The organism is Streptomyces sp. Tu6071 (assembly GCF_000213055.1).
Taxonomy (GTDB): Bacteria; Actinomycetota; Actinomycetes; order Streptomycetales; family Streptomycetaceae; genus Streptomyces; species Streptomyces evansiae.
The window spans coordinates 6,325,720-6,345,873 of the sequence record NZ_CM001165.1; the positions used below are offsets into that span (position 1 = coordinate 6,325,720).

General features: G+C 74.9%; 21 protein-coding genes. 14 read left to right on the plus strand and 7 right to left on the minus strand.

Going from position 1 to position 20,154, the window contains the following annotated elements:
* Positions 1-64: 64 nt before the first annotated feature.
* Positions 65-793 (minus strand): lysozyme, encoded by a 729-nt coding sequence (locus tag STTU_RS26750; protein WP_007828662.1) that lies wholly within the window; start codon positions 791-793, stop codon positions 65-67.
* A 139-nt stretch (positions 794-932) separates the two neighbouring features.
* Here STTU_RS26750 and STTU_RS26755 point away from each other — a divergent pair, with 139 nt between their 5' ends.
* The 6 genes from STTU_RS26755 (at position 933) to STTU_RS26780 (ending at position 8,461) form a co-directional block, all read left to right on the plus strand.
* Positions 933-1,625 (plus strand): class II aldolase/adducin family protein, encoded by a 693-nt coding sequence (locus STTU_RS26755; RefSeq protein WP_043256447.1) that lies wholly within the window; start codon positions 933-935, stop codon positions 1,623-1,625.
* A gap of 568 nt (positions 1,626-2,193) precedes the next feature.
* Positions 2,194-3,333, plus strand: a complete 1,140-nt coding sequence (locus STTU_RS26760) for an alpha/beta hydrolase (protein WP_007828664.1) — start codon at positions 2,194-2,196, stop codon at positions 3,331-3,333.
* 273 nt (positions 3,334-3,606) lie between these two features.
* Positions 3,607-5,028: a hypothetical protein gene (locus tag STTU_RS26765; protein WP_007828667.1), complete on the plus strand. Its 1,422-nt coding sequence runs from the start codon at positions 3,607-3,609 to the stop codon at positions 5,026-5,028.
* Positions 5,029-5,280: 252 nt separating this feature from the next.
* The gene (locus STTU_RS26770) at positions 5,281-6,879 is read left to right on the plus strand and encodes an ABC-F family ATP-binding cassette domain-containing protein (RefSeq protein WP_007828668.1); all 1,599 of its coding nucleotides are present in this window, start codon (positions 5,281-5,283) and stop codon (positions 6,877-6,879) included.
* A gap of 400 nt (positions 6,880-7,279) precedes the next feature.
* Positions 7,280-7,504 (plus strand): helix-turn-helix domain-containing protein, encoded by a 225-nt coding sequence (locus tag STTU_RS26775; RefSeq protein WP_009064022.1) that lies wholly within the window; start codon positions 7,280-7,282, stop codon positions 7,502-7,504.
* Between the two features lie 138 nt (positions 7,505-7,642).
* A complete protein-coding gene (locus tag STTU_RS26780; protein WP_007828670.1) occupies positions 7,643-8,461 on the plus strand; it encodes an enoyl-CoA hydratase/isomerase family protein in 819 nt (272 codons plus the stop codon).
* 105 nt (positions 8,462-8,566) lie between these two features.
* Here STTU_RS26780 and STTU_RS26785 read toward each other — a convergent pair whose 3' ends face one another.
* Positions 8,567-9,283, minus strand: coding sequence for a hypothetical protein (locus STTU_RS26785; protein WP_007828671.1), 717 nt, complete (start codon positions 9,281-9,283; stop codon positions 8,567-8,569).
* A gap of 114 nt (positions 9,284-9,397) precedes the next feature.
* On the opposite strand from STTU_RS26785, the gene STTU_RS26790 reads away from it, so the two are divergent.
* From STTU_RS26790 to amaP, 5 genes are read left to right on the plus strand one after another with little or no spacing between them, the layout of a single operon-like run.
* The gene (locus STTU_RS26790) at positions 9,398-9,835 is read left to right on the plus strand and encodes an Asp23/Gls24 family envelope stress response protein (protein WP_007828673.1); all 438 of its coding nucleotides are present in this window, start codon (positions 9,398-9,400) and stop codon (positions 9,833-9,835) included.
* A 31-nt stretch (positions 9,836-9,866) separates the two neighbouring features.
* Positions 9,867-10,055, plus strand: a complete 189-nt coding sequence (locus STTU_RS26795) for a hypothetical protein (RefSeq protein WP_007828675.1) — start codon at positions 9,867-9,869, stop codon at positions 10,053-10,055.
* A gap of 6 nt (positions 10,056-10,061) precedes the next feature.
* A complete protein-coding gene (locus tag STTU_RS26800) occupies positions 10,062-10,457 on the plus strand; it encodes a hypothetical protein (RefSeq protein WP_043256450.1) in 396 nt (131 codons plus the stop codon).
* Positions 10,454-11,110, plus strand: a complete 657-nt coding sequence (locus STTU_RS26805) for a DUF6286 domain-containing protein (protein ID WP_009064013.1) — start codon at positions 10,454-10,456, stop codon at positions 11,108-11,110. Before STTU_RS26800 ends, STTU_RS26805 begins: the two co-directional genes overlap by 4 nt.
* Before the next feature lie 5 nt (positions 11,111-11,115).
* Positions 11,116-11,694, plus strand: coding sequence for an alkaline shock response membrane anchor protein AmaP (amaP, locus tag STTU_RS26810; protein WP_007828677.1), 579 nt, complete (start codon positions 11,116-11,118; stop codon positions 11,692-11,694).
* A gap of 31 nt (positions 11,695-11,725) precedes the next feature.
* Here the strand turns inward: amaP and STTU_RS26815 are convergent, their stop codons facing one another.
* From STTU_RS26815 to STTU_RS26830, 4 genes are all read right to left on the minus strand, one after another.
* Positions 11,726-12,460: an SDR family oxidoreductase gene (locus tag STTU_RS26815; protein ID WP_043256452.1), complete on the minus strand. Its 735-nt coding sequence runs from the start codon at positions 12,458-12,460 to the stop codon at positions 11,726-11,728.
* 43 nt (positions 12,461-12,503) lie between these two features.
* Complete coding sequence (locus tag STTU_RS26820) at positions 12,504-14,327, minus strand: glycoside hydrolase family 15 protein (protein ID WP_007828678.1); 1,824 nt, start codon at positions 14,325-14,327, stop codon at positions 12,504-12,506.
* Positions 14,328-14,406: 79 nt separating this feature from the next.
* On the minus strand, positions 14,407-15,207 hold the full coding sequence (locus STTU_RS26825) for an SURF1 family protein (RefSeq protein ID WP_007828679.1): 801 nt from the start codon (positions 15,205-15,207) through the stop codon (positions 14,407-14,409).
* Positions 15,208-15,337: 130 nt separating this feature from the next.
* Entirely contained in the window at positions 15,338-16,333 is a 996-nt protein-coding gene (locus STTU_RS26830; RefSeq protein ID WP_007828681.1) for a DEDDh family exonuclease, read from the minus strand.
* 284 nt (positions 16,334-16,617) lie between these two features.
* On the opposite strand from STTU_RS26830, the gene STTU_RS26835 reads away from it, so the two are divergent.
* From STTU_RS26835 to STTU_RS26845, 3 genes are all read left to right on the plus strand, one after another.
* Positions 16,618-17,340 carry a VIT1/CCC1 transporter family protein gene (locus tag STTU_RS26835; protein WP_007828683.1) on the plus strand — a complete coding sequence of 241 codons (723 nt, stop codon included), beginning with the start codon at positions 16,618-16,620 and terminating at the stop codon, positions 17,338-17,340.
* A 160-nt stretch (positions 17,341-17,500) separates the two neighbouring features.
* Entirely contained in the window at positions 17,501-18,478 is a 978-nt protein-coding gene (locus tag STTU_RS26840; protein WP_007828685.1) for a sterol desaturase family protein, read from the plus strand.
* Positions 18,475-19,137, plus strand: coding sequence for a lysoplasmalogenase (locus STTU_RS26845; protein WP_043256454.1), 663 nt, complete (start codon positions 18,475-18,477; stop codon positions 19,135-19,137). The genes STTU_RS26840 and STTU_RS26845 overlap by 4 nt, the downstream gene beginning before the upstream one ends.
* Here the strand turns inward: STTU_RS26845 and STTU_RS26850 are convergent.
* Complete coding sequence (locus STTU_RS26850) at positions 19,106-20,083, minus strand: CopD family protein (protein WP_007828687.1); 978 nt, start codon at positions 20,081-20,083, stop codon at positions 19,106-19,108. The genes STTU_RS26845 and STTU_RS26850 overlap by 32 nt on opposite strands.
* Between the last annotated feature and the right edge of the window lie 71 nt (positions 20,084-20,154).

A 20,154-nucleotide genomic window follows, 5' to 3' on the forward strand; every position in this document is an offset into this window, starting at 1 on the left:
CCCCGTACCCGTCCGCCGCCCCTCCCGCACCACCGCGCCCCGCGCCCCTTCCCTCGACGCCCCCTCAGCCGTCCGTGAAGCGCTCCAGGTCCCCCTGGGACCCGTTGAACACGTTCTGGTCACCGGGCAGCGGTCCCTTCACCGCGTACTGCCACAGCGTCCAGTACGCCCACCCCGCCGGCAGCGTCCCCGGGCTGTCTGCCCAGTTCGCGAGCCACAGCGGGTGCGTGTCGGCGAAGGCCGTGCTGCGCCCGGTGCAGGTGTTCCACCAGTGCGCGCTCGTGTAGATCATCGGCCGCCGCCCGGTCAGCCGCAGCGTCTCGTCGCTGAAGTCGCTGATCCAGGCGCGCATCCTCTGCTTGCTGATGCCGTAGCACTTGTGCTGGGTGTTGTACGGGTTCGCCTCCAGGTCGAGCGCGGGCGGCAGCGTCCGCCCGTCCGGCCGCCAGTCGCCCCCGTTGCGCACGAAGTAGGCGGCCTGATCGGCGCCGGAGGAGCGGTCGGGCAGCGCGAAGTGGTACGCGCCGCGCAGCAGCCCCGCTTTCGCCGCGTCGTCGTACTGCTTCCGGAAGACCGGGCTGCGGTACGTGGTCGACTCGGTCGCCTTCACGTACGTGAACCGCGCGCCCTTGGCGCGCGCGTCGGCGAAGTTCACCTTCTCCTGGTGCGCGGAGACGTCGTGCCCGCGCGGCCCCTCGGGCCCGGCCGCGAGGGCCGGGGTCGCGGAGAGGGCCGCGGCGGCGAGGACCGCCGGGCCGAGCAGGACGGAACGGGTGCGGCGAAGAAGCCTCATGGAGCCCCCGGCGGGAAGAGGACGAACGGAAATCCTGCCGAGCGTAACGGCTGATACATATGCAAAACGGTAAATAAGCCCGCGATTCGCGATGCTCATCCGTCCGCGTCCCCGGAAAAGCGGCTGCGAGGATACGGGCATGACACGGACCCCGGGATCCGACACCCGCGCCGCCTGGGCGGAACTGCTCGCCACGGCGCGCCGCAGCGTCGCGGACGGACTCGTCACGGGCACCTCCGGCAACGTCTCCGTACGCGTCGAGGACCCGGCGCTCGGCACGCTCGTCCTCGTCACCCCGACGGGCGTCCCGTACGGGGAACTCGGCCCGGACGACCTCGTGGCCGTCGACCCGGCGGGCCGGCAGGTGCTCGGCACCCTGCGCCCGACGAGCGAACTCCCGCTCCACCTCGCCGTCCACCGGGACCGCCCCGAGGCCAGGGCCGTCGTCCACACGCACGCGGTGCACGCGACGGCGGCCTCGCTCCTGGTCGACGAGATCCCGCCCGTCCACTACGTCACGGCCCTCTTCGGCGGCCCGGTCCGCGTCGCCCCGTACGCCCTCTACGGCAGCGAGGCCCTGGCCGAGGCGGTCCGCACCGCCCTGACGGACCGCACCGCCTGCCTCCTCGCCCACCACGGCACCCTGACCCTCGGGCCCGACCTCCCCACGGCCTACGACCGCACCAGCCAGCTCGACTGGCTCTGCCACGTCTGGCTCACGGCCGCCGCGCTCCCGGACCGCACACCGCGCGTCCTGTCCCCGGACGAGCTGGCGGAGGCGGCCCGCGCACTGAGCGGCTACGGACAGCCGCCGGGCGGGACGGCGGACTGACAGAGGCGCAGGGCCCGAAGGGGCCGGGGCCCCGGGCATGAGCCGTCCGGCGTCTCCCGGCCCGCACGGTACGAGCCCCGCCCCCTCGTGCCCTCACCGCCGGGTCGCCACTGCGCCGCACGGGCGCACTGCCGGGCCGGGGCGGGAGGAGCGCCCGAGAAGGGGAAGACGCCTGGAAGGCGCTCCGCATCCCGCAGGTGCCCGGAGAGGAATCGTCCCGTGCCGAAACCGAGCCGTACCGCCCTGCCCCGCATCCCCGCCCCCCACCACCTCGGCCGCCATCTCACCCGCCGCCTCCCCACCCGCTTCCGCGTCCTCCTCGTCGCCCGCCGCCTCCCCGTCGTCGGCCCGGCCCTCACCGCCCGCCGCCTGGTGCGTCTCGCCCGGCTGGCCCGCCGCCACCGCCCGAGCCGCCGCCCCGCCAAAGGCTGGCGGCCCCCCGCCCCACCCCGCCCGGCCGCACGCGGCCCCCTTCCCGTGCCCCCGGCGCCCTCGTCCCCCCGCACCGTCCTCACCCACCCGCGGCCGTCCGGTGGCCGGGTCGCGCGGGCGGGCGGAGACTGGCGGGGTGCGCACCGTGAAGACCACCGCCCAAGCGACCGCGGCGGCGCTGACCGCCCTGCTCGGCGCCGGTGCCGCGGCCGTCGCCGCCGGGCGGCTCGCGGGCGAGGCGGGCCTGCGGCCCCGCCCCGGCCGCCCGCTCCCCACCGAGCCGAAACTCACCGTGCACACCGCGACCGCCGACCGCGTCACCCTCACCCGCGCCCTCGCCTCGCTCCGCCCCGGCGTCTACGGCCTCGCGGGCGAGGACGGCAGGCACGCCTCCGTCGGGCGGGTGCTCGAGGCGGAGGCGCACAAGGCGGACACGGTGGTACGCGAACTCCTCGACGGAGCAGGTGAGTTCAAGCCAGGAGCGCACGCGCAGCTCACCCCGCAGGTCTACACGGGCACACCGCGCACGGCGCTGGGCCTCGACTACGAGGACGTCGAGATCGCGGGCCTGCCGGGCGCGCTGCCCGCGTGGTTCGTCCCGGCGGCCCGCGCGACGTGGGTGATCGCCGCGCACGGACTCGGCACGACCCGGGAACACGCGCTCGTGCTCATGGACTTCCTGCACCGGCAGCAGTTCCCCGTGCTCGCCCTCGCCTACCGCGGCGACCCGGGCGCCCCGGCGGCCGAGGGCGGCCTCTCGCGGTTCGGCGCGGACGAGTGGCAGGACCTCGAAGCGGCGGTGCGGTGGGCCGTGCGGCACGGGGCGCGGCGCGTCGTCCTGCTCGGCTGGTCCACGGGGGCGTCGATGGCGCTGCGCGTCGCGGCGCGCTCGGAGCACCGCGACCGCATCGCGGGCCTGGTCCTCGACTCACCTGTCCTGAGCTGGCAGTACGCGCTCGAAGGGCTCGCCAGGGCCCGCCGCACCCCGGGCTTCGTGCTGCCGCTCGCGGTACGGGCGGCGGAGGGCCGCGCGGGCCTGCCGAAGGAACGCGTCGACAGGGCGGCCGACCCGCAGGCCCTGCGCGTCCCGGTCTTCCTCGCCCAGAGCGAGGACGACGCCCTCGCCCCCTACCCCCTGGCCCGCGCCTTCGCCCGCTCCCGCCCCGACCTGATCGTCACCCACACGGTCGACAAGGCCCCCCACAGCGCCGCCTGGAACCGCGACCCGACCACCTACGAGGAAGCCCTCCGCCGCTTCCTGACCCCCTTGATGTAACAGCCCCCCATCCCAGCCGCTCCCCACATCCCAGCCCCTCCGGCGCTTGAGGAGCGGGGCCGGGGGCGGAGCCCCGAGGGGCACGCCCGGCGGGCCAGTCCCCAACCGTTCGGGCCGACCGAAATTCAGCCCCTCCGGCGCTTGAGGAGCGGGGCCCGGGGCAGAGCCCCGCGACGCCCCGCCCGGCCCGGACCCACCCCCGAACACCCCTTTCGTACCGGTCTCGCGCATTCCGTTTGGGCTTTCGGGCCGTCAACGGGGAGACTGCCTTGCGTGACGTCCCGTATCCCGCGCGACTCCAGGCTCCGACTCGTCGGCCGCGCCCCGCTCGCGGCTCCCGTCCGTACGGTCGCGGAAGGGCGGCCACGCCGTCCCGCTCCCCGCCCGCCGGAGGGCACCCCGCCCCCCACCGAACTGGCCCGCGCGGCCCGCACCGTCCTCGCCGGCGCCGCCGCGCTCGCCCGCTGGAGCGCCGAAGCCCTCCGCCCCGCCGCCACCGGCCCCCTGCGCACCCCACCCCCGGCCCCCCGCGGCCACGAGGGCACGCTCAGCCCCGCCCAGGCCGGCCAGGCCGCGGCGGCGCTCGGCCTCCGGCCCGCCGAGGTGCGCGCCCACTGGGACGCCGCCCGGCTCGCCGGTCTCGTCGAGACCCACGGCGGCCACGCCCGCCCCGGCTGGCGGCTGCGGGCCTGGGACCGCGACGACATGGCGGTGCTGCGCGGCTGGGTCGCGCTCTTCGACGCCTGGTCGCTCTTCCACCCCGCGCACGCCGAGTCCGCGACCCCCATCGACCCCACGGCCGTCGCCGAGGTCGTCGAGGCGATGCCGCAGCTCCTCTCGGTGCTCCAGCTCTCGGCCGGCACGGCCCCCCGCGAAGAGCTGCTCGACCTCCTCGACCAGCGGATCACCGAGCTGCGTGACGCGCGTTGCGAACTTCCCGCGCCCGGCCTCACCGTGCCCGCGCCGGCCCCGCTCCCCGAGTTGTTCGACTGGGCGCTCGACCGGCTCGCGGGCGTCGGCGCCCTCACGCTCCCCGAGGGGGACGGCGGGGACATCGCGCTCACCCCGCTCGGGAGCTGGGCGGTGTGGGTCAAGCTCGAACAGATCTGCGTCGCCGCGCAGTCCCCGGCCGGGAACATCGAGCAGTCCGCCGAGGACATGCTGCGCGGCTGCGTACGGCTGCGCCCCGGCGAGGCCCGTGCCGAGTACCGCGCCTGGATCGCCGCCCGCACCGTGGGCACCGCCGTGCAGGAGCTCCTCGACGCCGCGCGCGGCGACGACGCGCTGCTGCGCCAGCTCGCCTTCGAGGCGTTGCGCGCGGTCGGCGCCCCCGCCGAGCCGGGCGTCCGCGAGGTCAGCGCGGACCTGCCGCTGCGCCCGTACGCGCTCCTCTGGCTCGCCGAGCAGGAGGGCGGCGACGCCGAGGACGCGCACGCGCTCCTCACCCGCGAGGAGTCGACCTGGCTGTGGATCGACACGGCGGCGGCCCTCAACGACCACGGCGACACCGAACTCCTCGTGCGCCACATCGAGGCCGCCCACCAGCCCACGATCCCGGCCCTCCTCGACGAGGTACGCGCCGCGGGCCACCCCCTCACCGTGCAGGTCCTCCTGGCCCTCGCGGCGGCCCATCCCGACCCGGCCCTCGCCAAAGCGGTCCGCAGAGCGGCCTTCCAGGTCCACACGGGGGGCTGACCGGAACGAGGGTTCCCGTCCCGGCGGACCGCTCTCCAGCCCCTCCGGCGATCGGGGAGCGGGGCCCGCGATCCAGCCCCCGCGGCGGTCGAGGAGCGGGGCCCGGGGCGGAGCCCCGCGACCTCGGCCCGCAGAAAGGGCAGCCTTCGTCCCCGGTTAGACTGAAGCCATGGCCCTCCTCCTTGCGCATTAGCGCGACGGCATTCCGCCCCGCCCCGCCCCCCGCCGTCCCACACGCCCAGGAGTACGTCCATGATCACCGCCACCGGCATCGAGCTGCGCGCCGGCGCCCGCATCCTCATCGAGAACGCCAGCTTCCGCGTCGCCAAGGGCGACCGCATCGGCCTCGTCGGCCGCAACGGGGCGGGCAAGACCACGCTCACCAAGTGCCTCGCGGGCGAGGGCCAGCCCGCCGGCGGCACCATCACCAGCTCGGGCGAGGTCGGCTACCTCCCGCAGGACCCCCGTACCGGCGACCTCGACATCCTCGCCCGCGACCGCATCCTCTCCGCCCGCGGCCTTGACGTGACGCTGCGCAAGATGCGCGAGAACGAGGAGCGCATGGCGAACGGGCAGGGCGCCACGCGCGAGAAGGCGATGAAGCGGTACGAGCGCCTGGAGACCGAGTTCCTCACCAAGGGCGGGTACGCGGCCGAGGCCGAGGCCGCCACGATCGCCGCCGCGCTGAGCCTGCCGGACCGCGTGCTCGGACAGCCGCTGCACACCCTCTCCGGTGGTCAGCGCCGTCGCATCGAGCTCGCCCGCATCCTCTTCTCCGACGCGGACGTCCTCCTGCTCGACGAGCCGACCAACCACCTCGACGCCGACTCGATCGTGTGGCTCCGCGACTACCTGCGGACCTACCGCGGCGGCTTCATCGTGATCTCCCACGACGTCGAACTCGTCGAGACGGTCGTCAACAAGGTCTTCTACCTCGACGCGAACCGCTCCCAGATCGACATCTACAACATGGGCTGGAAGCTCTACCAGCAGCAGCGCGAGGCCGACGAGAAGCGCCGCAAGCGCGAGCGCCAGAACGCCGAGAAGAAGGCGTCCGCGCTCAACGCGCAGGCCGACAAGATGCGTGCCAAGGCGACCAAGACCGTCGCCGCGCAGAACATGGCCCGCCGCGCCGAACGCCTGCTCGCCGGGCTGGAGGACGTGCGCCAGTCCGACAAGGTGGCCAAGCTCCGCTTCCCCGACCCCTCGCCCTGCGGCAAGACCCCGCTCACCGCCGAGGGCCTCTCGAAGTCGTACGGGTCCCTGGAGATCTTCACGGACGTGGACCTCGCGATCGACAAGGGCTCCCGCGTCGTCATCCTCGGCCTCAACGGCGCGGGCAAGACGACGCTCCTGCGCCTCCTCGCGGGCGTCGAGCAGCCCGACACGGGCGAGGTCGTCGAGGGCCACGGCCTCAAGCTCGGCTACTACGCGCAGGAGCACGAGACGCTCGACCCCGAGCGCACGGTCCTGGAGAACATGCGCTCCTCGGCGCCCGACCTCGACCTCGTCGAGGTGCGCAAGGTGCTCGGCTCCTTCCTCTTCTCGGGCGACGACGTCGACAAGCCCGCCGCGGTCCTCTCCGGCGGCGAGAAGACCCGCCTCGCGCTCGCGACGCTCGTCGTCTCGGCCGCCAACGTCCTCCTCCTCGACGAGCCGACGAACAACCTCGACCCCGCCAGCCGCGAGGAGATCCTCGGCGCCCTGCGCACGTACAAGGGCGCCGTCGTCCTCGTCACCCACGACGAGGGCGCCGTCGAGGCGCTCTCGCCCGAGCGGATCATCATGCTCCCCGACGGCATCGAGGACCTGTGGGGCGCGGGCTACCGCGACCTCGTCGCCCTCGCCTGAGCGGGCCGCGCACCGCCCGCACCCGCGCGCTCGCGCCCCTGCGGACGCACGAGATCACTCCCGGCACGGCCGAATGATCGATGACCACTCGATCATTCGGCCGTGCCGGAACTCCGTCATCTGGGTGAGAACACCTCGTATCCGGGAGTGTCGGCGAGTGATATTCCCGTCCCCGCGAAGTTCCGCGACCAATTCCGCCCGCACCGCTCCCACCAGCGGTTTCCCCGGGTAATTCCGTGTGTGAACACAGCCGCGCGCGGACGGAACCGGGAATTCCACCCCTGCGGACCGCAGTGCTTTACCCAAAGCTCCTCCTGTGGACCTTGCCGAATGGGTGGCCAGGATTGCCGACAGGGGTGATCATGAGAGTCCAGAGCGCACTTCCCATGAGGAGGCACGGGTGGCCGAGACTCTGAAGAAGGGCAGCCGGGTGACCGGCGCCGCGCGCGACACGCTCGCGGCAGACCTGAAGAAGAAGTACGACGGCGGAGCGAGTATCCGTGCACTGGCCGAGGAAACGGGCCGGAGCTACGGATTCGTCCACCGCATGCTCAAGGAATCGGGCGTGACGCTGCGCGGACGCGGCGGAGCGACCCGGGGCAAGAAGACGAGCGGCGCGAGCTGAGCTGTCGCCGCACGTCCTGACGCCTCGCGTACCTCGCGAGGAGTGGGCTCCACGCGGTGACCACCCGGGTGTCCGGATCCCCGGCCGGGTGGTTACTGTGCAGTCACTTACGACGGCACAGGCACCCGGAGGCCCGCGATGACCACACCCGCCCAGGACACGGCAAGCCCCGCACCCGGCGACCTCGTCTTCGAGGAGGACGGCGTCCGCCTCGCGGTACGGGACGAGATCGCCGTCGTCACGCTGACCAATCCGGCCAAGCGGAACGCCCAGACTCCCGCGCTGTGGCGGGCGCTCGCGCGTGCCGGACGGGAACTCCCCGGCAGCGTGCGCGTCGTGGTGCTGCGCGGCGAGGGCCAGTCCTTCTCCGCGGGGCTCGACCGGCGTGCCTTCACGCCCGAGGGCTTCCCGGGCGACATCTCCTTCTTCACCCTGGCCAAGGCCCCCGAGGCCGAACTCGACGAGACGATCGCCTTCTACCAGGAGGCGTTCACCTGGTGGCGGCGTCCCGACCTCGTCTCGGTCGCCGTCGTCCAGGGCCACGCCATCGGCGCGGGCTTCCAGCTCGCCCTCGCCTGCGACCTGCGCGTCTGCGCCGAGGACGCGCGCTTCGCGATGCGCGAGACCAGCCTCGGCCTCGTCCCCGACCTCACCGGCACGAGCCCCCTCGTCGGCCTCGTCGGCTACGGGCGCGCGCTGGAGATCTGCGCGACGGGACGGTACGTCGATGCGGCCGAGGCGGCCCGTATCGGCCTCGCCAACCTCGTCGTCCCCGCCGAGGCCCTCGACGCGGCCGTCACCGAGTTCACGAGCGCGCTCCTCGCGGCGCCGCGGAACGCGGTCAACGAGACCAAGGCGCTCCTCCAGGGCGCGGTCCACCGCCCCTTCGAGGAGCAGCGCGCCGCGGAGCGCCAGGCCCAGGGCCGCCGCCTGCGGGAACTGATGGGCGGCGAGTAGCGGCGAGCGGCCCGGGGCCGTACGGGACGGGCCGCGACGCCCACCCCGTACGGCCCCCGCCGCCGTACGGCCTTACGCTGTATCGCCCTCACCCGGTGCGGCCCCTCACCCCCGCCACCCGGTGACCAGCACCGCCACGTCCGTGCCCGCCCCGAGCACCCCGGCCGCCGCCTCGCGCACCGCGCCGACCGTGCCGGGCAGCGGGCGCCCTCCCGAGGCGGTCAGCTCCACGCGCACCGCCCGCGCCCCGTCCGCCGCCGTCCCGAGCCGCACCGCGCGCCCGCCCGTACCGAAGCGCCGCGCGAGCCCCGCGACACCGGGCACCGCGAGCACGGCGCGCCCCACCGCGGCCTCCTCCCCGTCCCCGCCCGGCTCCGTGTCCCCGCCGGACGCCTCCTCGGCGCGGGGCGCGGGCTCCGGCGCCTCGTCGAGCAGCTCGGCGACCCGCAGGTCCACGGCCGCGACATCGAGCCCGAGGCCGTCGCGAGCCGTCCGGGCGAGCGCCGCGCGCAGCGCGTCCGTCACCTCGGTGAGCGCTCCCCGGGCGTGCACCCCGCACGTCGCCGTGAGCACGAGGGGGCCGGGCGGGGGAGCCGTCGCGGGAGCGGGGAAGCCCCCGCCCGGGGCCGCGCCCTCCTCCCCGGCCGCCGTGAAGGAGACCTTCACGAGCTCCGCCCCGGGCACGCCCTCACCCGTCCGGCGCAACGCCGCCGAAGCGGCCGATTCCGTGAGCCAGGCGCCGCCGGGCGCCCCGGCCAGGGGCAACAGCCTGCCGAGCGCGAGCTGATCACGTACTGTGCGGTCCCATCGCCGTTCCGTCATGGGCCCAGCGTGCCGTACAGGGCGCCGCGTCGAGGCGCGAAGCGGCGCGTGGCCCCTTAGTGTGCTCGAAGGAGTGCCCCTTTCAGTGCCCCTTTCGAGGAAGGCTGGAGCCCCATGAGCGAGAACACGCAGAACCAGAGCAGCGGCGAGGCCGCGGTGCGCGGCAAGACCACCATCGCGGACGGTGTCGTCGAGAAGATCGCCGGTCTCGCGGCCCGCGACGTCTACGGTGTGCACGCGATGGGCAGCGGCGCGGCCCGCACCTTCGGCGCGATGCGCGACCGCGTCCCCGGCGCGAGCAACTCCAAGTCGGTCACGCGCGGCGTCAAGGCCGAGGTCGGCGAGAAGCAGGCCGCGATCGACCTGGAGATCGTCGTCGAGTACGGCGAGCGGATCGCGGAGGTGGCGCGCAACGTCCGCGAGAACGTCGTCACGGCGGTCGAGCGGATGACGGGCCTGGAGGTCGTCGAGGTCAACATCCTCGTCAGCGACGTCAAGCTGCCCGACGAGAGCGACGACGAGGACGACAACGCCGGCTCGCGCGTCCAGTGACGCGGGGCCGGGTGGAACGGGAGAGGACACCATGAGCTGGGCCGTGCTCGGTCTGATCGTCGGCATGGCGCTGGGCTTCGCCGGGTACTTCGGCGGCTTCGGCGCGTTCTTGCTGGTCGCGGCGCTCGGCGCCGTGGGCTTCGTCGTGGGCAGGTTCCTGGACGGGGACCTGGAGCCCGGGGAGTTCTTCCGGCCGCGCGATCGCGGCGACCGGCGGTGAGGGGGAGTGCAGGGTCAGGACGCCGTCGAGCCCGCTGAGCGCGGGGCGACCCGCATCGCCGACCGCGTCGTCGCCAAGATTGCCGCGCAGGCCGCCCGCGAGGCGATCGCCCCCGTACCCCCGGGAGCGCGCGCCCCGCGCACGGCCGTCTCCGTGCACCGCGACACCGCGCGCGTCCGGGTCAGCGTCGAGCTGGCCTATCCGGGCGACCTCGGCGCCCAGTGCGGCGCGGTGCGCCAGCGGGTCGCCGAACGCGTCGGCGACCTCGCGGGGATGCGGGTCCCCGAGGTCGCCGTGCAGGTCGAACGGCTGCATCTCGCCCCGCAGTTGTCGCCCGCACCCGTACCGTCGGCCGGGTCCCCGCCGGACGCTCAGGAACCATCCCCGGAGGCAGCCCCGTGAGCACCGCGGACAGCCCGCGCCCGCCGGTCCTGGAGAAGACCGGCGCCTCCGCGGCGAGGACCGGCGCCCACGCGGCGGCGCCGCTCCCCGACCCGGACGCCCGCCCCGTGGCCCGCGCCGGGCGCTTCTGGTCGGCGCGCCGCGTCCCCGCGACGATCCTCGCGCTGGTCCTCACCGGCGCCTCGGGCCTCTTCCTCTACGACGTCGTCGCCGTGCGCGCCGGGCACTCCGCGATGAGCTGGCGCAAGGAACTCGCCCGGGGACTCGCGGACCACCGCCTGGACGACACCTGGGTCCTCGTCGGCGCGGGCGTCGCCGCCGCGCTCGGCCTGTGGCTCCTCCTCCTCGCCCTCACCCCGGGCCGCCGCCGGCTCCTGCCGATGCGCAGGCCCTACGAAGGGGTGCGCGGCGCGCTCCACCGGCAGGCCGCCGCGATGGTCGTACGGGACCGGGCCACCCAGGTCTCCGGCATCCGCTCGGCCCACGTCACCGTGCGCCGCCACAAGGTCAAGGTGCGCGCGCTCGCGCACTTCCGCGATCTCGACCAGGTACGGGCCGAACTCTCCCAGACCCTCGGCTCCACCCTCACGGAACTCGGCCTCGCCCGTACCCCGCGCCTCGTCGTGCGGGTACGGCGCCCGGGGAAGGACTGAGCGGCATGCTGCGCACCCTCAACCGCGTCCTGCTCGCCCTCGCCGGGCTGGTCCTCATCGCGCTGGGCGGCTCCGTCCTCGCCGTGGGCTACGGCGTGAACCCGCCGCACTGGTGGGTGCACCAGAGCGAGCACGACGTCCTGCTCACGGCGGGGGAGCGGACCCGCTGGCGCGAGGAGGGCTGGTGGTGGCCCGTCGTCATCGCCGCGCTCGCGGTGCTCCTGCTGCTCGCCCTGTGGTGGCTCGCCGCCGGGCTGCGCCGCAGGCACCTGTCCGCGCTCCCGCTCGACACCGGCAACGGCGACAGCGCCAACCTGCGCGGCTCGGCACTCGAACAGGCCCTCGCCGCCCACACCGAACGCCTCGACGGCGTCGAACGCGCCCGCGTCCGCCTCCGCGGTCGCCCCGGCTCCCCGGTCGCCCACCTTCACCTGACGCTCGCCCCCGACGCCGCCCCCCTGCTCGTCCAGCACCACGCGGTGACGGAGACGCTGAGAGCGGCGAAGGAGGCGACGGGCCAGGGGAACATGCGGGCCGAGGTCCGGATGAACGGCGTACCGCACGGGGCGGAGCGGGTGCAGTAGCCGCCCGCGGGCGCGCCCGGGAGCTGGATCGTCAGAACCCGTGCCGCGCCCCGCCGTCCACCGGGACCATCACGCCCGTCATGTAGGAGGCGGCGGGGGAGAGCAGGAACGCCGCCACCCGTCCGAACTCCTCGGGCGCGCCGAGCCGCCCCAGGGGAATCCCGCCCGCGTCCGGCTCCCCGCCCCCGTGCAACTCGCGGATGCGATCCGTCGCGATTCTGCCCGGCAGGACGCCGAAGACGCGGATGCCCCGGGGGCCGAGTTCGGTCGCGAGGGACTTCGCGACGCCCGCGAGGGCGGGGCGCAGGCCGTTGGAGAGCGTGAGCCCGGGGATCGGCTCGTGCACCGAGGACGAGAGCACGAACCCGATCGCGCCGCCCTCGCCCAGCTCGGCCGCCGCCGTCCGCGCGAGCCGCACCGCGCCGAGGAAGACCGACTCGAAGGACGCGCGCCACCGCTCGTCGTCCAGGTCGCCGAGGAAGCCGGGCGGCGGGCCGCCCACGCTCACGAGGACACCGTCGAAGCGCCCGAAGCGCTCCCGCGCGGTCGCGACGAGCCGCCCGGCCAGCCCGGGGTCCGCGTTGTCCCCGCCGACACCGACCGCACCGGCGCCCAGCCTCGCCGCGGCGGCGTCCGCGCTCTCCTGCTCCCTGCCCGTCACGACGACTTTCGCGCCGTCGGCGACGAGCGCCTCGGCGGTCGCGTGGCCGAGACCGCGCGTCGCCCCGGTGACAGCGAACACGCGGTCCCTCAGTCCAAGATCCATGGGGCCATTCTTCACCGGGCCCCGCCCCCGGGCCGCCCCGGGTTCAGTCCGCCGCGCCGGGGCCCGCGCTCCCGCCGCGCCCCGACAGCCCGAGCGCCGTGCCGACGAGCCCGATGTGGCTGAACGCCTGCGGGAAGTTGCCGAGCTGCCGGCCCGTGCGCACGTCGTACTCCTCCGCGAGCAGCCCCACGTCGTTCGTGTACGAGAGCAACTGCCGGAAGAGCGCCTCCGCCTCCTTCGTGCGCCCCGCGAGGTGCAGCGCGTCGGCGAGCCAGAAGGAGCACACGAGGAAGGCGCCCTCCTCGCCCGGCAGCCCGTCCACCTCGCCCTGTCCCGGGCTGTAGCGCAGCAACAGCCCGCCTTCCGCGCCGAGTTCGTCGCGGACCGCCTCGATCGTGCCGAGCACGCGCGGGTCGTCGGGCGGCAGGAAGCCGGCGCGCGGGATGAGGAGGAGCGCCGCGTCGAGCCCCTGCGAGCCGTACGACTGCGTGAAGGTGTTCCGCACCGGGTCGTAGCCCTTCTCGCACACCTCGGCGTGGATCGCGTCCCGCATCCGCCGCCAGCGCGCGACGTCCCCGCCGAGCTCCGGCGTGGCCTCCATCGCCCTGACGGTGCGGTCGGCGGCCACCCAGGCCATGACCTTGGAGTGCACGAACTGGCGGCGCGGGCCCCGCACCTCCCACAGTCCCTCGTCGGGCTGCTGCCACGTCTTCTCCAGGTACTCCATGAGCTTGAGCTGGAGCTGCCAGGCGTGGTGCTTGGCGGGCAGGCCCGCGCGGTCGGCGAGGTAGAGCGAGTCGATGACCTCGCCGTAGACGTCGAGCTGGAGCTGGTGGGCGGCGTCGTTGCCGACGCGTACCGGCGCGGCGCCGTCGTAGCCGCTGAGCCAGGGCACCTCGAACTCGGGGATGCGCCGCTCGCCCCCGAGTCCGTACATGATCTGGAGCGTCGAGGGGTCGCCCGCGACGGCGCGCAGCAGCCAGTCGCGCCAGGCGCGCGCCTCGTCGAGGTACCCGGCGGCGATCATCGCGCCGAGCGTGAGGGTCGAGTCCCGCAGCCAGCAGTAGCGGTAGTCCCAGTTGCGCACACCGCCCGGCGTCTCGGGCAGCGAGGTCGTGGGCGCGGCGACGATTCCGCCCGTCGGGGCGTAGGTGAGGGCCTTGAGGGTGATGAGGGAGCGGACCACGACCTCCCGGTACGGACCCTCGTACGCGCACTGCCCGACCCACGCGCGCCAGTCGGCGAGGCTCTCCTCCAGCGCCTTGTACGGGTCGATGAGCCGCGGGTGCTTCTTGTGCGAGGGGTACCAGGTGAGGACGAAGGCGACCTTCTCGCCCGCCGTGAGCGAGAACTCGGCGTGCGTGCTGAACTTCTCGCCCCAGCTGGGCACTTCGGGCTCGCTGCGCAGCCACACCGCGTCCGGCCCCGCGACGGCGACCCGGTGCCCGTCGACCTTGCGCATCCACGGCACGATCGAGCCGTAGTCGAAGCGCAGCCGCAGCGTCGAGTGCATCGTCACCTCGCCGTCCAGGCACTCCACGATCCGGACGACGTCGGGCGCCTTGTCGCGCTGCGGCATGAAATCGGTGACGCGGACCGTGCCCCCGGGTGTCTCCCACACCGAGTCGAGGACGAGCGAGTCGGTCCGGTAGGCGCGGTGGGTGCAGTCGCCCTCGCCCTTCGGGGCGAGGAGCCAGTGCCCGTTCTCGTGCGAACCGACGAGGGCGGCGAAACAGGCCGCCGAATCGAAGCGGGGCAGGCACAGCCAGTCCATCGAGCCGTTGCGCCCGACGAGGGCCGCGGTCTGGTGATCGCCGATCAGGGCGTAGTTCTCGATGGGCTGGGTGTTCTCGGTACGTTGGGCCACGGGAAGCGGCTTCCCCGCCGCCCGCGCGCCCAATCGAACGCACGCCCAAAAGGCCGCACGTCACACCGGGCCCCGGCGCTCAGACCCCCGCGGGCTCCGGCTCGGCCGCTTCCGCCTGCTCCGCCTCGCGCGCCGCCGCCTCGCGGTCGCGCCGCTCGCGCCGTACGAGAATCCACCAGCCGAGCGGGACGGCGGCCGAGAACATCCACCACTGCACCGCGTACGCCATGTGCGGGCCGATACCGCTGTGGTCGGGCTCGGCGAGGAGCTGCGGCGTGTGCCCGGAGGGCTTCGGGTCGATCTGCTCGATGTAGCCGCCGAGGACCTGCCGGTGCAGGCGCGCGCTCTCCTCCGCGCTGTCGATCAGCATGATCTGGCGCGGCGGCAGGTCCCTGAGGTTCTTGATGCCGCTCGCCGCGCTCGTCTCGTCGGCCTTGAGCCGCCCGGTGACGGTGACCTCGCCGGTGGGCGGCGCGGGGATCTTCGGGAACTCGGTCTGCGCGCCGTTCGCCGGAATCCAGCCCCGGTTGACGAGCAGCACCTTGCCGTCGCGCAGCACGAGCGGGGTGAGGACGTGGAAGCCGATCGAGCCGTCGTCGTTGGTACGGCGGCGGACGACGACCTCGTGCGCGGCGTCGAAGCGGCCCGTCCCCGTGACGCGGCGCCACACCTCGGGCGTCGGCACCGTGTGCCCGGGTGAGGTCAGCTCCTCGGCGGGCACGGGCGGGGCCTCGACCGCCGCCGTGATCCGCTCGTTCTGCGCGACCTTGTGCTCGTGACGGTGGAGCTGCCAGAAGCCCAGCTCGATCATCACGGGGATGAGGACGAGGCCGACCAGGGTGATGATCAGCCACTGCCACGACAACAGGAAGCGGTACACCCCATGAAGGTACAACTCGCCCGACCTGTCCCCGGCGGGAGGGGTGGTGTGTCCGGGCGGAGGCGCGAGGGCGGGCGGGGCGTGGGGGCGGCGGGGGCGCGGGGGCGGCGGGGGCGCGGGGGCCTCCGGCTCAGCCCTCCACGCGCACCGCGGGCGCCACGTCCCGCAGGAGCTGCCCGAAGGCCGCCTCGTCGATCACCGGGGTGCCGTACTGCCGGGCGCGGACCGTCTTCGACGTGCCCGAGTCGGGGTCGTTGGTGACGAGCAGGCTCGTGAGCCGCGAGATGCTGCCCGCGACGTGCAGCCCCGCCTCCGTCGCCCGGTCCTCCAAGAGCTCGCGCTCCGTGGACGTGTCGCCCGAGAAGGCGATCCGCATCCCCTGCACGAGCGGCTGCCCGTCCTGCCAGCGGCCCGGGTTCGGGTACGGGCACGGGGGGCGCTTGCGCGAGGGGCGCCAGTTCCCCGCCGCCGGGCGGGACCCGTACTGGCCCCCGTACTGGCGGCCGATGGTGGGACGGGCCGGGCTGTCGGACCACTCGGTGAGCGGCCTGCACTCCAGGAGCGGCAGCCGTACGCCCCCGAGCGCCGCGGCCCGCAGGCTCGGCCGGAACGCCTCGGCGAGGACCCGCGCGTCGTCGAGCGCGTGGTGCGCGCGGCGCTGCTCGACGCCGAAGTGCGCGGCGAGCGTCTCCAGCTTGTGGTTCGGCAGCGGGAGCGCCAGCTCCTTGGCGAGCGCGATCGTGCACAGCCTGCGCCGCACGGGGGCCGTGATCCCCGCCCGCGCGTACTCGCGCGCGAGCATCGACCAGTCGAAGACCGCGTTGTGCGCGACGAGGACCCGGCCGTCGAGCCGCCGGGACAGCTCCTCGGCGATCTCGGGGAAGAGCGGCGCGCCCTCCAGGACCTCGCTCGTCAGGCCGTGTATCCACACCGGGCCCGGATCGCGCTCCGGGTTGACCAGCGTGTACCAGTGGTCCTCGACCTCGCCGCGCGCGTCCACGCGGTACACGGCGGCGGAGACGATCCGGTCGTCGCGGGCCAGACCGGTCGTCTCCACGTCGACCACCGCGTACCCCTCGGGGTAGGCGGACGGCCAGGAGGTGTCGGTCGTACGGTCTTCGAGCATGGTCACTGAGGATACGGGGCCGGTCCGACAGCGCCCGCGCCCCGGCCCCGGGCCCGTACCGAATCAGGCGCGATGTCCGGATTGCGTGCCGCATCGCGCCGGACGCCCGTTCGCCGCGCGGTCGTACGGGAACTGGCGTGCGGTCAGCGGGAGCGCGGGCGACCGCCCCTGGGTGTGCGGCCGGGCGACCGCCATCGGGCGCGGCCGGACGGGGTCGCGCCACCAGGACACGGGGCGCCGCCGAAAAGCCCGCCGTGCGCCCCGCGGGATGTGAAGATCGCGCAATGAGTGACGGAGAGCGGGAAGGGCGCCACGAGGAGAGCCACGGCGGGGCGCTCGGCACCAGGCTCAACTGGCTGCGCGCCGGTGTGCTCGGCGCCAACGACGGCGTCGTCTCCACCGCCGGGCTCGTCGTCGGCGTCGCGGGCGCGAGCGCGGACCGGGGCACACTCCTGACCGCCGGACTCGCGGGTCTCCTCGCCGGGTCGATGTCGATGGCGGCGGGCGAGTACGTCTCGGTGAACACCCAGCGCGACGCCGAGAAGGCCGCGCTCGCCGTCGAGCGGCGCGAACTGCGCGAGGACCCGGAGGCCGAACTCGACGAACTCACCCGCCTCCTCGCCGCGCGCGGCCTGAGCCACGACGTCGCGCGCGAGGCCGCCGAACAGCTCACCGCGCGCGACGCGCTGCGCGCCCACGCCGACGTCGAACTCGGCATCGACCCGGACGCGCTCACCAACCCCTGGCACGCCGCCTGGGCGAGCTTCCTCTCCTTCACCGCGGGCGCCCTGCTCCCGCTCCTCGCCATCGTGCTGCCGCCCGCGAGCGCGCGCCTCGCCGTCACCGTCTGCTCCGTCCTCGCGGCGCTCGTCCTCACCGGCTGGGCCAGCGCCCGCCTCGGCGGCGCCCCGCCCGGCCGCGCGGTCGTGCGCAACGTGGCGGGCGGCGCGGCGGCGATGGCGATCACGTACGCGGTGGGGGCGCTGCTCGGGGCCGCGGGGGCGTGAGCGGGCAGGGCGTACGGTGCGGGGGACCGAGGGCGCGCGGGGCCGGGGGAGTGGACCCCGCCTCCGTCGACTCCCTTGCGGCCACCACGACTTACCGCAAGTAATACTCGTCGGTAACGACCCCTGTTCAAGCACCGCGCGGCGGCCTTACCTTGCCCGTATGCCGAACCTGCCCGATGTCGTGCTGTGGTCCGTCCCGGCGTTCGTCCTGCTCACCGTCGTCGAGATCGTCACCGTGCGCCTCCACCCCGACGACGACGACGCCGGGTACGAGGCGAAGGACGCGGCGACGAGCGTCACGATGGGGCTCGGGAGCCTCGTCACCGACTTCGTCTGGAAGATCCCGATCGTCGCCGTCTACTCCGCGCTCTACGCGCTGACCCCGCTGCGGATACCGGTGCTGTGGTGGACGGTCCTCCTCATGCTCCTCGCACAGGACTTCTTCTACTACTGGTCGCACCGGGGCCACCACGTCATCCGCCTCCTGTGGGCCTGCCACGTCGTGCACCACTCCAGCCGCGCCTTCAACCTCACCACCGCGCTGCGCCAGCCCTGGACGAGCCTCACCTCCTGGCCCTTCTACCTGCCGCTCATCGCGCTCGGCGTGCACCCGGCCGCGCTCGCCTTCTGCTCCTCGGCGAACCTCGTCTACCAGTTCTGGATTCACACCGAGCGCGTCCACAAACTGCCCGCGCCGGTCGAGTACGTCTTCAACACGCCCTCGCACCACCGCGTCCACCACGCCTCGCAGGGCAGCTACCTCGACCGCAACTTCGGCGGCATCCTCATCGTCTGGGACCGCCTCTTCGGCTCCTTCACCCCCGAGACGGAACGCCCCGTCTACGGCCTCACGAAGAACATCACGACATACAACCCGCTGCGCGTCGCGACCCACGAATACGTGGCGCTCGCCCGCGACCTGCGCGCGGCCCGCACATGGCGCGACCGGCTCCGGCACCTGGTGAACGGGCCGGGGTGGCGACCGGGGGAGGCGGCGGGTACGGGCGGCCCGGGTGCGGGTGCGGGTGCGGGTGCGGGTGCGGGTGCGGGTGCGGGTGCGGGCTCGGGGACGGGGACGGGCGTGTCTCCCGCCGTGACCTCCGCCGCGAGTCCCGCCCCCACCGAGGCCGCCGGGTGACCCGCGTCCCGCTGCCCCTGCGCCTCTTCGCCCTCGCCGCTTGCGCCGACCTCCTCGCCCTTCTCCTCGACACCCGGTTCCACGCCTGGCCCGCGCACGCCGTCTGCAAGGCCCTGCTCCTGCCCCTCCTCGCCTGGTACGCGGTGCGCGCGGGCGCCCCCCGCTCCCTGCTCGCCGCGCTCGCCGCCGGATGGCTCGGCGATCTCCTCCTGCTCTCCCCGGCCGACCCCGCCTTCCTCGCGGGGATGGCCGCCTTCGCCGCCGGGCACGTCTGCTACCTCGTCACCTTCCTGCGGCACGGCGCCACTCCACGCGCTCTGCCCGCCCGGCTCGTCGGCGCCGTCCTCGTCCTCGCCGCCGCGCTCCTCGTGCTGTGGCCGCGACTCCCGGCGGGGCTGCGGGTGCCGATGGCCGTGTACAGCGTGCTGCTCACGGCGACGGCGCTCGCGGCGCAGCGGTGCGGGACGCGCGCGGCGGCGGGCGGCGCGCTCTTCCTCGTCTCGGACCTGCTCATCGCGCTCGGCGCGGCAGACCTGACCCGCCCCGCGCCCGCCGACTTCTGGATCATGCTCACCTACGCGCTCGCTCAGTACCTGCTCGTCACCGGCATCTCGCGCGGCACGCCCGTCACCACCGGATCGGCAGCGGCAGCGCGGTGAGCAGCGCCGACACGAGCACGACGAGGGCCAGGGCGAGGAGTTCGGCGCGCGCGGGCACGACCGCTCCGGCCGCCGCCCCGCCGTCTCCGCGCAGGCGCCGCCGCGCCCGCCAGGCGAGCGCGGCGACCCCGGCGACGAGCACGGTCTTCGCGAGGAGGACACGGCCGTAGGCGGTGTCGGTGAGCTGCCCGGCCACCGTGCCCGGCGGCATCCGGCGCAGGGTGCTCGCGATGCCCGTCGCGGTGAGCGCGGCGAGCAGGTACGCGGCCGTCCGCGCGTACCGCCCGAGCAGCCGCGCCCCCTCGGGGGCGGGCAGCCGGGGCACCGTCCGCACCACGGCGAGCAGCCCGCCCGCCCACAGGGCGGCGCAGCTCAGGTGGACGAAGGTGAGGAGGGAGCCGAGCCACGGCGTGGACGGCTCGGGGTGGGCGCGCACGGCTTCGGCGAGCACGACGAGCGCGAGCGGTACGGCGGCGAGCCCCCGGCGTCGCCCGAGCGCGCAGAGCCAGGCGGCCCCGAAGGCGTTCACCTCGAGCAGCGCGAGTTGCCCGTCCCCGCTCTGCGCGAGCGCGCCGGGATCGAGCGCGCTGAGGGAGCGGGGCAGCAGGTTCCCGGCGGCGACGACGACGGCGAGCCCGGAGGCGGCGAGGGTGCCGAGCAGGGCGGCGGCGGGCGCGAGGGGACGGGGGAGCGCGGGCCCGCGCCTCAGCCACACCTCCCCGGCCTGCACGCACAGGGCCACGAGCACGGCCCCGCGCAGCCACCCCACCTCCCGCACGGCCGGCGCGGCGGCCTCCCCGGTCCCGCGCAGGGCGAGGTCCGGCCCGAGCAGGGGCACGAGGAACGCCCCCACGAGCAGCAGCCCGAGGAACACCCCCGACCGCCGTACGGCCCCCGCCCCGTCGTACGGCTCCGCGACCACGCCCGCCCCCTTGCCCGCACCCACCCGAGGATGTTCCCGGACGAACCGGACGCCCCGCAAGCGATGCGCCCGAAGTGCGGGGTACCGGAGCGGGG

What these genes read in the sequence shown, in the direction of transcription:
- STTU_RS26750 (WP_007828662.1), bottom strand. Translation starts at nt 793, where the DNA reads ATGAGGCTTCTTCGCCGCACCCGTTCCGTCCTGCTCGGCCCGGCGGTC.
- STTU_RS26755 (WP_043256447.1), top strand. Translation starts at nt 933, where the DNA reads ATGACACGGACCCCGGGATCCGACACCCGCGCCGCCTGGGCGGAACTG.
- STTU_RS26770 (WP_007828668.1), top strand. Translation starts at nt 5,281, where the DNA reads ATGATCACCGCCACCGGCATCGAGCTGCGCGCCGGCGCCCGCATCCTC.
- STTU_RS26780 (WP_007828670.1), top strand. Translation starts at nt 7,643, where the DNA reads ATGACCACACCCGCCCAGGACACGGCAAGCCCCGCACCCGGCGACCTC.
- STTU_RS26785 (WP_007828671.1), bottom strand. Translation starts at nt 9,283, where the DNA reads ATGACGGAACGGCGATGGGACCGCACAGTACGTGATCAGCTCGCGCTC.
- STTU_RS26790 (WP_007828673.1), top strand. Translation starts at nt 9,398, where the DNA reads ATGAGCGAGAACACGCAGAACCAGAGCAGCGGCGAGGCCGCGGTGCGC.
- STTU_RS26795 (WP_007828675.1), top strand. Translation starts at nt 9,867, where the DNA reads ATGAGCTGGGCCGTGCTCGGTCTGATCGTCGGCATGGCGCTGGGCTTC.
- amaP (WP_007828677.1), top strand. Translation starts at nt 11,116, where the DNA reads ATGCTGCGCACCCTCAACCGCGTCCTGCTCGCCCTCGCCGGGCTGGTC.
- STTU_RS26815 (WP_043256452.1), bottom strand. Translation starts at nt 12,460, where the DNA reads ATGGATCTTGGACTGAGGGACCGCGTGTTCGCTGTCACCGGGGCGACG.
- STTU_RS26830 (WP_007828681.1), bottom strand. Translation starts at nt 16,333, where the DNA reads ATGCTCGAAGACCGTACGACCGACACCTCCTGGCCGTCCGCCTACCCC.
- STTU_RS26835 (WP_007828683.1), top strand. Translation starts at nt 16,618, where the DNA reads ATGAGTGACGGAGAGCGGGAAGGGCGCCACGAGGAGAGCCACGGCGGG.
- STTU_RS26840 (WP_007828685.1), top strand. Translation starts at nt 17,501, where the DNA reads ATGCCGAACCTGCCCGATGTCGTGCTGTGGTCCGTCCCGGCGTTCGTC.